General features: G+C 73.2%; 12 protein-coding genes. 4 read left to right on the top strand and 8 right to left on the bottom strand.

The genetic code is table 11. From position 1 onward, the window contains the following. Positions 1 to 120: 120 nt before the first annotated feature. The 3 genes from A949_RS0130200 to A949_RS0130190 form a co-directional block, all read right to left on the bottom strand. A complete protein-coding gene (locus tag A949_RS0130200; protein WP_019359801.1) occupies positions 121 to 420 on the bottom strand; it encodes a DUF4193 domain-containing protein in 300 nt (99 codons plus the stop codon). 473 nt (positions 421 to 893) lie between these two features. Further along, a complete protein-coding gene (locus tag A949_RS0130195; RefSeq protein ID WP_019359800.1) occupies positions 894 to 2,213 on the bottom strand; it encodes a sensor histidine kinase in 1,320 nt (439 codons plus the stop codon). A gap of 5 nt (positions 2,214 to 2,218) precedes the next feature. After that, positions 2,219 to 2,872: a response regulator transcription factor gene (locus A949_RS0130190; protein WP_019359799.1), complete on the bottom strand. Its 654-nt coding sequence runs from the start codon at positions 2,870 to 2,872 to the stop codon at positions 2,219 to 2,221. A gap of 315 nt (positions 2,873 to 3,187) precedes the next feature. Between A949_RS0130190 and A949_RS38645 the strand changes: the two genes are divergently transcribed. Further along, positions 3,188 to 3,349 (top strand): hypothetical protein, encoded by a 162-nt coding sequence (locus A949_RS38645; RefSeq protein WP_019359798.1) that lies wholly within the window; start codon positions 3,188 to 3,190, stop codon positions 3,347 to 3,349. Between the two features lie 67 nt (positions 3,350 to 3,416). Here A949_RS38645 and A949_RS0130180 read toward each other — a convergent pair whose 3' ends face one another. Next, on the bottom strand, positions 3,417 to 4,280 hold the full coding sequence (locus tag A949_RS0130180; protein WP_019359797.1) for an inositol monophosphatase family protein: 864 nt from the start codon (positions 4,278 to 4,280) through the stop codon (positions 3,417 to 3,419). A 94-nt stretch (positions 4,281 to 4,374) separates the two neighbouring features. Then, entirely contained in the window at positions 4,375 to 5,535 is a 1,161-nt protein-coding gene (locus A949_RS0130175) for a ferrochelatase (RefSeq protein ID WP_019359796.1), read from the bottom strand. Positions 5,536 to 5,742: 207 nt separating this feature from the next. On the opposite strand from A949_RS0130175, the gene A949_RS0130170 reads away from it, so the two are divergent. Continuing rightward, complete coding sequence (locus A949_RS0130170; protein WP_037708254.1) at positions 5,743 to 7,089, top strand: D-arabinono-1,4-lactone oxidase; 1,347 nt, start codon at positions 5,743 to 5,745, stop codon at positions 7,087 to 7,089. Between the two features lie 131 nt (positions 7,090 to 7,220). Here the strand turns inward: A949_RS0130170 and A949_RS0130165 are convergent, their stop codons facing one another. Then, positions 7,221 to 8,441 (bottom strand): hypothetical protein, encoded by a 1,221-nt coding sequence (locus A949_RS0130165; RefSeq protein WP_026005172.1) that lies wholly within the window; start codon positions 8,439 to 8,441, stop codon positions 7,221 to 7,223. A 460-nt stretch (positions 8,442 to 8,901) separates the two neighbouring features. Here A949_RS0130165 and sepH point away from each other — a divergent pair, with 460 nt between their 5' ends. Next, positions 8,902 to 10,008, top strand: a complete 1,107-nt coding sequence (gene sepH / locus A949_RS0130160; protein WP_019359793.1) for a septation protein SepH — start codon at positions 8,902 to 8,904, stop codon at positions 10,006 to 10,008. A gap of 107 nt (positions 10,009 to 10,115) precedes the next feature. Here sepH and A949_RS0130155 read toward each other — a convergent pair whose 3' ends face one another. Continuing rightward, positions 10,116 to 10,985, bottom strand: coding sequence for a sulfurtransferase (locus tag A949_RS0130155; RefSeq protein ID WP_019359792.1), 870 nt, complete (start codon positions 10,983 to 10,985; stop codon positions 10,116 to 10,118). A 224-nt stretch (positions 10,986 to 11,209) separates the two neighbouring features. Between A949_RS0130155 and A949_RS0130150 the strand changes: the two genes are divergently transcribed. Next, positions 11,210 to 12,004 (top strand): VOC family protein, encoded by a 795-nt coding sequence (locus A949_RS0130150; RefSeq protein WP_019359791.1) that lies wholly within the window; start codon positions 11,210 to 11,212, stop codon positions 12,002 to 12,004. Here the strand turns inward: A949_RS0130150 and A949_RS0130145 are convergent. Further along, positions 11,970 to 12,683 carry a thymidine kinase gene (locus A949_RS0130145; protein WP_019359790.1) on the bottom strand — a complete coding sequence of 238 codons (714 nt, stop codon included), beginning with the start codon at positions 12,681 to 12,683 and terminating at the stop codon, positions 11,970 to 11,972. The genes A949_RS0130150 and A949_RS0130145 overlap by 35 nt on opposite strands. Positions 12,684 to 12,747 lie beyond the last annotated feature (64 nt).

Here is a 12,747-nt window from a genome sequence, read left to right as displayed (position 1 = left end):
CCGCGTGCGGCGCGGTGCCCTCGGCACCGCGCTCGAAGGGAACGAGCGAGGCCGACCGGTCATGAGGGCCTCGCTCGTCATCACGTGCGCCTTCGACTGCCACGGCAGTCGGTCCGCTTCTCAGGCCGCGCAGTCGCGGCAGATGGGCTGACCGTTCTTCTCCGCGGCGAGCTGGGAGCGGTGGTGCACCAGGAAGCAGCTCATGCAGGTGAACTCGTCCGCCTGGCGGGGCAGCACCCGGACCGACAGCTCCTCGTTGGAGAGGTCCGCCCCGGGCAGCTCGAGGCCCTCGGCCTGCTCGAACTCGTCCACGTCGACGTTGGACGCGGACTTGTCGTTCCGCCGGGCCTTCAGCTCCTCGATGCTGTCTTCGTTGACTTCGTCGTCGGTCTTGCGTGGAGTGTCGTAATCCGTAGCCATGTCGCTCTCCCCCTCTGGGTGTCTGTGGTGTCTCCAGCGCACGTAACGCGTGAGAGGCCGGACTTGTGCCCGACCCGAGGCGGAGATTTTGCCTCACATCAAGGTCTGTTACTCAATCGACACCCAACGGCACCCCTGAAGAGGTGATCATGTCGGATGTCGAGGAGGACCATAGACGGTCCCCGGCGGTGCTCCGCACACAGTCCGCACCGGCCATCCGGGGTACTGCCCACGATCTCCACCTGCGGAAACCTGGATTTTCCGGGTTTTCTTCCCGTTCGGCGACCCCGGTCCGGGGCCACCCGAGAATTCGCATGTGTGATCGATCACAGCCCGGTCGCGGGCGGCGAGAAGTGGCCTCGATTCCGCATATAGCGAACGAGTCGCCGACTACACCGGGGTGTTTTCGGTCACTTTTCGTCACCTCCATGTCCTTCGCCCTTTCCGCGAAGCTCCGCGGCTTCGGCCGCCGCTCACAGCGGCAGCGTCACCCGCATCACCAGGCCGCCGTCCTCGCGCGGCACGGCCGAGACCGCGCCGCCGTGCGCCCGCGCGACCGAGCGCACGATCGACAACCCGAGCCCGACGCCCTTGTCGCTGCCCGTCCGCTCCGTACGGAGACGCCGGAACGGCTCGAAGAGGTTGTCCACCTCGTAGGCCGGGACCACGGGTCCGGTGTTCTCGACGCTGAGCACCGCCTGCCCCGGCTGGGCCTCGGTACTGACCGAGACCCATCCGCCCGCACGCAGGTTGTAGCGCACGGCATTCTGCACCAGGTTCAGTGCGACGCGCTCCAGGAGTACCCCGTTGCCCTGTACATATGTGGGCTGCCGTACTCCGCGCAACTCGACGCCCTTGGTCTCGGCCTCTCCGCGCGCCTGCTCGACCGCCTGGGAGGCCACCTCGGCCAGGTCCACCGGCTTGCGGTCGACCAGCTCGTTCTCGCTCCGCGCGAGCAGCAGCAGCCCCTCCACGAGCTGCTCGCTGCGCTCGTTGGTGGCCAGCAGCGTCTTGGCCAGCTGCTGCAGCTCCGGCGAGGCGTCCGGATCGGCGAGCTGCACCTCCAGCAGTGTGCGGTTGATCGCCAGCGGGGTGCGCAACTCGTGCGAGGCGTTGCCCACGAAGCGCTGCTGGGCCGTGAAGGCGCGCTCCAGCCGGTCCAGCATGTCGTCGAAAGTGTCCGACAGCTCCTTCAGCTCGTCGTCCGGGCCCTCCAGCTCGATCCGCTTGTGCAAATCCGAGCCCGCCACCTGGCGCGCGGTGCGGGTGATGCGGCCCAGCGGCGCGAGCACCCGGCCCGCCATCACGTAGCCGAAGGCGAACGCGGCCACGGCGAGCCCGAGCAGCGCGAGCAGGGAGCGGCGCAGCAGCCCGTCCAGTGCCATCCTGCGCTGCGCCTCCGCGCACTCCGACAGGCGCTGCATGAACACGTCGCTGGGGAGGGTTCCGGTCAGCCCCTGGCAGTCCGAGGTCGGCTGGACCTCCCCGTTGAGGATGCGGAACGAGACATGGCTGGCGTCGTCCAGCGCCTGCGCCGCCAGCAGATAGATGATCGTCAGCAGCAGCATCCCGGCGATCAGGAACATCCCGCCGTACAGCAGCGTGAGCCGTATCCGGATGGTGGGGCGCAGCAGGGGCGAGGAACGGGGGGTCTCGCGCGGGTCCCAGCTCGGTTTGGGGGGTGTCCGCGGCGGGGCGCCACCGGGGCGGCCGCCGCCCTCCGGGCCGGAGGGGCCGGGGGCGCCCTGGGAAGCGGGGGAACCCGGGGACTCGGGAGAGGTGGAGGGGGCCATCGACGTCAGATCCGGTACCCCGCGCCCGGCACGGTGACGATCACCGGCGGCTCACCGAGCTTGCGGCGCAGCGTCATCACCGTCACACGCACCACATTGGTGAACGGGTCGGTGTTCTCGTCCCAGGCCTTCTCCAGGAGCTGCTCGGCGGAGACCACGCTGCCCTCGCCCCGCATCAGCACCTCCAGCACCGCGAACTCCTTGGGTGCCAGCTGGATCTCCCGGCCGTCCCGGGAGACCTCGCGGCGCCCCGGGTCCAGCCGGATACCGGCCCGCTCCAGCACCGGCGGGAGGGCCGTGGTGGTGCGCCGCCCCAGCGCCCGCACGCGGGCTGTCAGCTCGGAGAAGGCGAAGGGCTTGGGCAGGTAGTCGTCCGCACCCAGCTCCAGGCCCTCGACCCGGTCGCTGACGTCCCCGGATGCGGTGAGCATCAGCACCCGGGTGGGCAGCCCCAGCTCCACGATCCGCCGGCAGACATCGTCCCCGTGCACCAGCGGCAGGTCCCGGTCGAGTACGACGACGTCGTAGTCGTTGATGTCGACGCGCTCCTGCGCCGCCGCTCCGTCGTAGACCACATCGACGGCCATGGCCTCTCTGCGGAGGCCCGTCGCCACGGCATCGGCGAGCAGTTGCTCGTCCTCGACGACGAGTACGCGCACGGCGCTGTTCCTTCCCTGGATACGGATGGGGGATCGTGCTCCCCATCGTGCCCCGGACCCCGGTAAATCGGCGGTAAGAGCAGGGGTGGGAAACCGGGCGCGGACTCCGGCACGAGCCGCCGGCACTTTTCCGGGGCGGTTGAGGTTTCTCTGAGGTTCCGGTTGGGGAGGACCTGAGCACCATCCACGATCACGCCCTGTGCGCAGGGTGCCACGACGCACCTCCGACGCAGTCCGGGGACCACGCCGTGATCGGGCACGCACCACTTCCCTCGGCACACCCCGTGCCACCGACCCGCGACGAGGGGGCACACCATGGACGCATTCACCGCAGGCATCCTGCAGCGTATACGGACCACCGAGTCCGACCTGCACCGCGCACGTGAATCCGGCGACGACTTCCTCGTGGACGTCGAGCAGTCGGAGTTGGAGGACCTCCGCCGGCTGGCCGCCGAGCACGGCGTGCAGGTCGCCTGACCGCCCTTCCGGTCCCGCCTTCGGTGATGCGGCCCTCCGGTCCGGGGGGCCGCATCGCCGTTCCCGGCTACTGCTCCGCGCCCGCCGCGCCGACCGACTGGTCGTGCCAGGCGCCCAGCTCCTCCAGCAGCGGCTGGAGGACCTCGAAGACCCCCGGCGAGGCCGCGACGGTGAGATCACCGTCGGCGGGCAGCCCCGGACGGCCGCCCGTGCGGGCACCGGCCTCCCGCGCGACGAGGTCCCCCGCGGCCAGATCCCACGGGTTGAGGCCGCGCTCGTAGAAGCCGTCCAGCCGCCCGGTGGCGACATCGCACAGGTCGATGGCGGCCGAGCCGCCACGGCGGATGTCGCGCACCCGCGGCACCAGCCCCTGGGCGACGGCGGCCTGGGCCACCCGCCGCTCCCTGATGTAGCCGAAGCCGGTGCCGATCAGCGCCTGGTCCAGCGGCGGGGACGGGCGGCACCGCAGGCGCCGGCCGTCCAGGTAGGCGCCCTGCCCGCTGACCGCCTGCCAGGTCTCACCGCGTACCGGTGCCGCCACCACCCCCACGATCCGCTCGCCGTGGTACTCGGCGGCGATCGAGACGGCCCAGTCGGGACGTCCGTAGAGGTAGTTGACGGTGCCGTCGACGGGGTCGATGACCCAGCGGACACCGGAGGTGCCCTCGCTGACGGCGCCCTCCTCGCCGAGGAAGCCGTCCTGCGGACGGTGCTCGGCCAGGAATCCGGTGATCAGCCGCTCGGAGGCCAGGTCCATCTCGGTGACCACGTCGATGGGGCTGGTCTTGGTCGCCGCGACGCCCAGGTCGGCCGGGCGGCCGTCGCGCAGCAGGGTGCCCGCGCGGGCGGCGGCCTCCTGCGCGAGGGCGAGCAGCTCGGCCTTGAGCGCGTCGTCGGCGGGTTCGGGTGCGGACTGCGGGGTGTCGGTCACGAGTGTCGATGCTCCTGTCGTGTTGACCGGGTACCGGCGCGGCGGTGGGCCGGGGCGGGCGGTCGGGCGCGCCCGGGGTCCGGGCGCGGGACTGTCACAAGGGCGGTGCGTCGGCGCCCGCCGCGGCCGGCTTCGGTGTCCGCGCCGGGCAGCAGCCGACCGGGCACACGTCGTGGCTCGGGCCCAGTGCGCCCAGCGCGCACCGGGCGGGCGCCTCGCCCCGCTCGGTGGCGGCGCGCTCCAGCACCAGCTCCCGCACCGCGGCGGCGAACCGCGGATCGGCGCCCACCGTGGGCGAGCGGCGGGCGGGCAGGCCCAGCTCGGACGCCTTGTCCAGGGCCTCGGTGTCCAGGTCGTAGCGGACCTCCATGTGGTCCGAGACGAAGCCGACCGGCACCATCACCACCCCGGGCGTCCCGTCGCCGTGCAGCTCCTCCAGGTGGTCGCAGATGTCCGGCTCCAGCCACGGCACGGAGGGCGGGCCGCTGCGCGACTGGTAGACGAGGCTCCAGGGGTGCCGTACACCGGTGCGCTCCCGGACGGCCTCGGTGATCAGTTCGGCGGCGTCGAGGTGCTGCGCGACGTAGGCGCCGCCGTCGCCGTGCGCCTCGACGGGGCCGGAGGTGTCGGCGGCGGCGGTGGGGATGGAGTGCGTCGTGAAGGCGAGATGCGCGCCGTCGCGCACCTCGGCGGGGAGGTCGTCCAGACAGGCGAGCACACCGTCGACCACGGGTTCGAGGAAGCCCGGGTGGTTGAAGTAGTGGCGCAGCTTGTCCACCTGCGGCGGACGCAGCCCCTCCTCGCGCAGCGCCGCCAGTGACTCGGCGAGGTTCTCCCGGTACTGGCGGCAGCCCGAGTAGGAGGCGTACGCGCTGGTCGCCAGGGTGAGCACCCGCCGGTGGCCGTCGCGGACCAGTTCGCGCAGGGTGTCGGTGAGGTACGGCGCCCAATTGCGGTTGCCCCAGTAGACGGGGAGGTCGAGGCCGTGTGCGGCGAAGTCCTCGCGGAGCGCCGCCAGCAGGGCCCGGTTCTGCTCGTTGATCGGGCTGACCCCGTCGAAGAGGTAGTAGTGGCGGCCCACCTCTTCGAGGCGTTCGGTGGGGATGCCGCGCCCCCGGGTGACGTTCTGCAGGAACGGGACGACGTCGTCCATCCCCTCGGGACCGCCGAACGACAGCAGCAGGAGGGCGTCGTAGGGGGCCGGGGAGGAGTCCGGCCCGGGGCCGGGGGGTTCGGTGGGCAGCGCATCGGACATGTCCCGATCCTCCCATCCGGGGGACGCGGCAGGCGCCCGGCCTCCGCTGCGCGGCGCACTGCCGGGCACCTGTGCGAGAGCCGTGAGTATGATCCCTCTCCAACTGGTGGGGACCCGCCGGTGCGGGGGCGTCGGCGGTCGTGGTGCGTTCCTCGGCCCCGGCCGCGCTCTCGGACGGAGCGCCGCGGCGAGAGGGGACGGTCACGGATGAGCGGGCGATCGGGTGTGCGGTCGACGGCGGACGGCCGGGCGGGAACGTGGCGGAACTGGGCGGGCAACGTGGTGGCCGCCCCCCGGCGGACCGTCTCGCCCTCCACCACGGAGGCGCTGGCCGAGGTGGTGCGCCGGGCGGCGGCCGACGGACTGCGGGTGAAGGCGGCGGGCACGGGCCATTCGTTCACCGCCGCCGCCGTCACGGACGGGGTGCTCATCCGGCCCGAGCGGCTGACCGGGGTGCGCGCCGTGGACCGGGCAGCGGGCACGGTCACCGTCGCGGCGGGTACCCCGCTGAAGGTGCTGAACGCCGCGCTGGCGGCCCGGGGCCTGTCGCTGACGAACATGGGCGACATCATGGAGCAGACCGTCTCGGGCGCCGTCAGCACCGGCACCCATGGCACGGGCCGCACCTCGGCCTCGGTCGCCGCGCAGATCACCGGGCTGGAGCTGGTGCTCGCCGACGGCTCCGTGGTCCGCTGCTCGGCGGCGGGGACACCGCAGGAGCAGGCTCTCTTCGCCGCCGCGCGGGTGGGGCTGGGAGCGCTGGGCGTGGTCAGTGAGATCACCTTCGCGGTGGAACCGGAGTTCCTGCTGACCGCGCGGGAGGAGCCGATGCCGTTCGACCGGGTCGTCGGCGAGTTCGATCAGTTGGTGGCCGAGAACGAGCACTTCGAGTTCTACTGGTTCCCGCACACCGAGAGCTGCAACACCAAGCGCAACAACCGCAGTACGGGTCCCGCGGCTCCGCTCACCCCGCTGCGGGGCTGGGTCGACGACGAGTTGCTCTCCAACGGCGTCTTCCAGGCGGCCTGCGCACTCGGCAGGGCGGTGCCCGCCACCGTCCCCGGGGTGGCCCGCGTCTCCAGCCGCGCGCTGTCGGCACGCAGCTACACCGACATCCCGTACAAGGTCTTCACCAGTCCGCGCCGGGTGCGTTTCCTGGAGATGGAGTACGCGATACCGCGGGCCGCGCTGGTGGAGGCGCTGCGCGCGCTGAAGGCGCTGGTGGAGCGCTCGGACTTCCGGGTGAGCTTTCCCGTGGAGGTGCGTACCGCGCCCGCGGACGACATCCCGCTGTCGACGGCGAGCGGCCGTGAGACGGCGTACGTGGCGGTGCACATGTACCGGGGCACCCCGCACGAGGCGTACTTCAGCGCGGTGGAGCGGATCATGACGGCACACGCCGGCCGCCCGCACTGGGGGAAGCTGCACAGCAGGGACGCGGAGTACCTGGCCGGGGTGTATCCGCGCTTCGAGGAGTTCACGGCCCTGCGCGACCGCCTGGACCCGGACCGGGTCTTCGGCAACGACTATCTGCGGCGCGTGCTGGGCGACTGACGTGCCCGTGCCGGGCACGGGCGCGGGCGCGGGCGCGGGCGCGGGCACGACGGAACGACGGAACGGGCCGTGCCGCACATCCGGAGCGATGTGCGGCACGGCCCGTCGAACTGCCGGGTCCCTGCGGGGTGCTAGCCGGGCTGCTGCCCCTGCGGCAGATCGGCACCGGAGCCTCCGGTCTCTCCCCCGCCGGTTCCGGCACCGCCGTCCTGGCCGCTGTCCGAGCCGCTGTCACCGGTGCCGGTGTCGCCGCTTCCGGAGTCACCGCCGCCGTCGGTGCCGTCCGGCTGGGAGGGGGACGGCTCGGGGGCCGGCGTCGATCCGCCCCCGGTGTCACCGGAGTCGTCCCGCCCGCTCTCGCCGCCGTTCCGGTCGCCCGGGTCGGGCGACCGCCCGGAGCCGGACGGGTCGGTGGTCGGGCGCTGCCCGTCCTCCGTACCGTCCTGGTCCGGACTCGCCGGGGGCGCGTCCGGGGAGTCGTCGCCGGTGGACGAGTCGTGGCCCGGCCGGAACACGTCGCTGAGGGAGGTGCCCTTCCCGCCGGAGACGCTGTGCCCGGAGAGCGCCTCGTAGAGCGTGATGCCGCCGATCGCGATCACGAACACGAGCACGGCGGGCAGCAGTGTGCGCCGCCGGCCGCGCCACTTGGTGCCGTGCGTGGTGGCCGCGGTGAACTCCCCGTCACCGGGGGCCGCCGCGGCGTCGGCCGCCCCGTCCCGCGCGGGCGCGGACCGGTCGGCGCCCGCGAGCACCCGGGTGGCGTCGGCGGGGAGCGGTGACCGCGCCGGGTCCTGGCTCCGCAGTACCCGGGTGGCGTCCGCGGCGTCCCGGGGCGGGACGGCTTCGGCCCCGGAGCGCAGGGCCCAGGTCAGGTCGTCGCGCCGCAGCGCCCGGGTGGCGTCCGCGGCGTCGGGCTCCGCGCCGGGTCCGGTGCCGCGCCCCGCCCCCTGCCCCCACGTGGTGGTGACGGGCCCGGTGCCGTGCAGCACGTCGGCGTTGTGGACGGCCTGGGTGGAGTGCCCGCCCTCGTCGTCCTTCCAGCCGGCGGCCGGGTCCCGTACCGGGACCTGCCGCGCCTTGGGCGGCACCGTGACTTCCTTGATCTGCTCGCCGGTCCTGCTGAAGAAGTGCTGGAAGACCGGGCCGCCGCTGGTAGCGACGAGGCTCATCACACCGGCGCCCAGGAAGGTGCCGTACACCCCGAGTTGCCCGGCGGCGAACGCGGCCGCCACCGCGGCGACCGCGCTGCCCAGCACCTGGGCGACGCTCAGCTCCAGCCGTTTTCCACTCCTGCCCTCCTCCTGCTCGGGGGCTCCCCTGCTGGATATGGATTGCTTGTCACTCTTGTCCATTTACCGCCCTTGATCGCACACTCCAAGCACTGTGCACGATTAGGGGACTTTCGAGCGAAGGTCAGGGTTCCATTTCGGGTGGTTCTGTGACGCTTCCCACCCCCGTATCCAGGCCAAATGGACTCTTGGGGCGTCAACTCCCTTACTCCGGAGCAACTTCGGTGGCGCGGCGGTCCACCCGGGTGGCCCTAATGGAGTAGTGTGACGAGCCCTGGTCTCGGTTCTGACCCGGCGCTGGCTGCACACGGTGACCACCTCGATCACCGTGCGTTGTGAGGAGGTAACCGTGCCGTAGCGGCGGTTCCGGGCAGTTCCACACGATTCGAACAACGATCTGGAAACAGCCTCGGACCCCGAGGAAGTCGGCAAGGTTGTGGCAGGCTGCACCCGGGCAGGCCACACTCGTCTAGCGGGAGCAGCGACGCACGTGACGTCGGCAGGCACCACCCGGGAGGTCCCCATGCCCGAACTGCGTGTCGTGGCCGTCAGCAACGACGGCACACGACTGGTGCTCAAAGCTGCCGACAGCACGGAATACACGCTTCCGATCGACGAGCGGCTGCGCGCCGCCGTCCGGAACGACCGGGCACGGCTGGGCCAGATCGAGATCGAGGTGGAGAGCCACCTGCGGCCTCGGGACATCCAGGCGCGGATAAGAGCCGGTGCCTCCGCCGAGGAGGTCGCCTCCCTCGCGGGGATCCCGGTCGACCGGGTGCGCCGCTTCGAGGGCCCGGTGCTCGCCGAGCGCGCCTTCATGGCCGAACGCGCCCGCAAGACCCCGGTGCGCCGCCCCGGCGAGAACGTCGGCCCGCAGCTCGGCGAGGCCGTCGCCGAACGGCTGCTGCTGCGCGGCGCCGACAAGGAATCCGTGCACTGGGACTCCTGGCGGCGCGACGACGGCACCTGGGAGGTGCTGCTCGCCTACCGCGTCGCCGCCCAGCCGCACTCCGCGACCTGGACCTACGATCCGCCGCGCCGTCTGGTGCAGGCGGTGGACGACGAGGCCAGGGCGCTGATCGGCGAGACCGACGACACCCCGGAGCCCAGCTTCCCGTTCGTGCCCCGGATCGCCCGGCTGCCGCGCGAGCGCCCCGACCGCGGCGAGCGCTCCGGCCGGCCCGAGCTGGAGCCCGCCGCGCTGGCACCTGCGCCCGGCGACGAGGACGACCATGCGCTGTCCGACGCCGAGGACGGCTCCGGCACCCCCGACTCGCTGACCAGCCTGCTGGAGGCGGTGCCCAGCTTCCGGGGCGACCTGGTCGTCCCGGAAGCGCAGCCGGGTGCGGTGGAGGACGAGGACGAGGAAGCCGCCGCCGTGGCCGAGAGCGCCGCGAGCGAGCGGGACCGCGAGGAGGAGCAGGAGGCCGTGGAGCCGCCCGCCCCCGCCGCGAGCGCCGGTTCCGCCTACGCGGATGTGCTGATGCCGCGCTCGGTGACCGCGCACCGGGACCGGCTCAAGGGCAACACCGACCGGCAGGCCGAGGCCGACGGGGTCCGCCCGGGCCGCCGTGCCGCGGTGCCGAGCTGGGACGAGATCGTCTTCGGCACCCGCCGCAAGAAGGAGTAGGCGACAGGCCGGGCCCAGGGTCCCTCCCGGCGCGCGCCGGGGGGGCGATCCGAGCCGGACCGTCCCCCCCCGTTCCGTCCGCCGCGCCGGGTGACCGCGGGGTGTGCTCAGCCGCGCTCCGGCCCGGTGGCCACCGGACGGCCGCCTCCGGCCGTCCACTCGCTCCAGGAACCCACGTACAGCGCCGCCTCGATCCCGGCGAGCTGGAGGGCCAGCACTTCCTGGGCCGCGGAGACGCCGGAGCCGCAGTAGACACCGACCTCCGTGCCCGGCCCGGCGCCCAGCGCCGCGAAGCGTTCCGCGAGGGCGTCCGGGGAGCGGAAGGCACCCGTGTCGGTGAGGTTCTCCGTGGTGGGGGCGGAGACCGCACCCGGGATGTGCCCCGCCACCGGGTCGAGGGGCTCGACCTCTCCGCGGTAGCGCTCCGCCGCGCGGGCGTCCAGCAGCACCCCGCGCCGGGCCAGGGCCGCGGCCTCGTCGGCGTCCAGGGACGGCAGGCCGCCGGGGGCGGGCGTGAAGTCGCCGGGCACCGGTTCGGGGGTCGTGGTGCTGAGCGGCAGCGGCTCCCCGCTCCCGGGGTCGCGGTGGCTCTGCCAGGCCGCCAGGCCCCCGTCCAGCACTCTGACGTCCGGGTGGCCCGCCCAGCGGAGCAGCCACCAGCAGCGGGCCGCGGCCCAGCCGCCGCCGGGACCACCGGCGTCGTAGACGACCACGGGGCGGTCCGCCGTCACTCCCGCACGCCGCATCGCCGAGCCGAAGACGTCCGGTGCGGGCAGCGGGTGCCGGCCGGTACCGGCCCCCGCCGGAGCCGCGAGCTCGCTCTCCAGGTCGATGTAGACGGCACCGGGCAGATGGCCCGCACGGTAGGCGGGCAGACCGGGCGGGTCGCCGGGCTTGTAGCGCACGTCGAGCAGCACGGGCGCGGCGTCCGCTGCGAGGTCGCCGGCGAGCGCCGTTGCGGAGATGATGGCTGTCATGGCGCCATCCTCGCGCAGGTCCGCTCCCCCGGGGTCCCGGGGTCGGTGACGGCACACGGATCGGGGATTCTCCACCGGAAGCGGCAACAGCGGCGCGGCCGGGGAGCGCGGCACGGCGGATGGTGACAGCATCTGCACTGGCGAGTAGTCACGACGCCGCGGCAACGAGGCCGCGGCACTTCCACCCGCACGACCGCATCGATGATGGTCAAGGAGCGAAGCAGATGACCGAGGCAGCGACTCGGCTGCGGCACACGCCCGGCGCGCCCGCGTGGGCGAGCCTGATGGTGCATGGACTGGACGCCGGCAAGGAGTTCTACCAGGGCCTGTTCGGCTGGGAGTTCCGGGCCGGACCCCGGCAGCTCGGCCCGTACGTGCGCGCGGTCGCCGCGGGGCACGAGGTCGCGGGACTGGGCAAGAAGGCGGACGGCAGGCAGCTCCCGGTGGCCTGGCTGCCGTATCTGGCGACCGACGACGCGGACGACACGGCCGCCGCGGTCCGTTCGTACGGTGGCACGGTCGCGGTGGGCCCGCTGGACGCGGAGCAGGCGGGGCGGATGGCGATCGTCTCGGATCCGCACGGGGCCCCGTTCGGCCTGTGGCAGGACGTGCACGTGCCGGGTCTGGGCACGGCACCGCGCGGGATGGCGGGGGCTCCGGTGTGGTTCGAACTGGTCACGCGGGAGACGGGCCGGGTGGTCAAGTTCTACCAGGCGGTGTTCGGTTACGACGTGCAGAGCGTCGAGGCGCCGGGCGCTGACTATCTGACCCTGTGCGTGGCGGGCGTTCCGGTGGCGGGCATCCAGGGCGTGGGCGACGCGCTGCCGCGGGACCGGGGGCCGCACTGGCGTACGTACTTCGCGGTGGCGGATCCGGACGGGATGGCGGGACGCGTCGAGAAGCTGGGCGGCGGTGTGGTGCGCGGCCCGGGCGACTCACCGTACGGGCGCGTGGCGACGCTGGCCGACCCGGAGGGCGCGCACTTCAGCGTGATCCGGCCCGCCGCAGCGGATCGCTGAGCCCGCGCCCCGGCGGCACCTTCGCCCCGGCGGCTTCGTCCACCGGGAGGACGTCGGGCGAGAGCGCGCCCGCCCCTGCCGTGGCGGCCGTCAGCCGTCTGCGGTGGTGGCGCCTGCACAGGACTTCGTAGCCGACTTCCCCGCTGGGCTCGCCCACGTCCCCCACGACCACCTGAGCGCCCTCGACGACCATGCGGCCGCCGACGGTGCGCGCGTTGTGCGTGGCGCGGGCGCCGCACCAGCACAGCGCCTCGACCTGGAGGGTCTCCATCCGGTCGGCCAGTTCCATCAGCCGCTGGGAGCCGGGGAAGAGGCGGGTGCGGAAGTCGGTGGCGATACCGAACGCGTAGACGTCGATCCCCAGATCGTCGACGACGCGGGCGAGCTGCTCGACCTGCTCGGGCGAGAGGAACTGCGCCTCGTCCACGATCACGTAGTCGGTGCGGCCGCCCGAGGTCAGATGGCGGACCAGGTGCCGCTGGAAGTCGAGTTCCTCGGCCACCTCCACGGCCTCGGCGACCAGCCCGAGCCGGGAGGAGAGCCTGCCGGTGCCCGCGCGGTCGTCGCGGGTGAAGATCATGCCCTGCAGGCCGCGCGCCGAGCGGTTGTGCTCGATCTGGAGCGCGAGCGTGCTCTTTCCGCAGTCCATCGTTCCGGAGAAGAACACCAGCTCTGGCATGGGGGGTCGGGCCCTTTCTCGGTTCGGGTTCCTCGGGCGTGGGCACATGGGGGCGCCGGGCGGG

The organism is Streptomyces sp. AA1529 (assembly GCF_000280905.1).
GTDB lineage: Bacteria > Actinomycetota > Actinomycetes > Streptomycetales > Streptomycetaceae > Streptomyces.
This window is presented reverse-complemented; position numbering and strand designations above follow the sequence as displayed.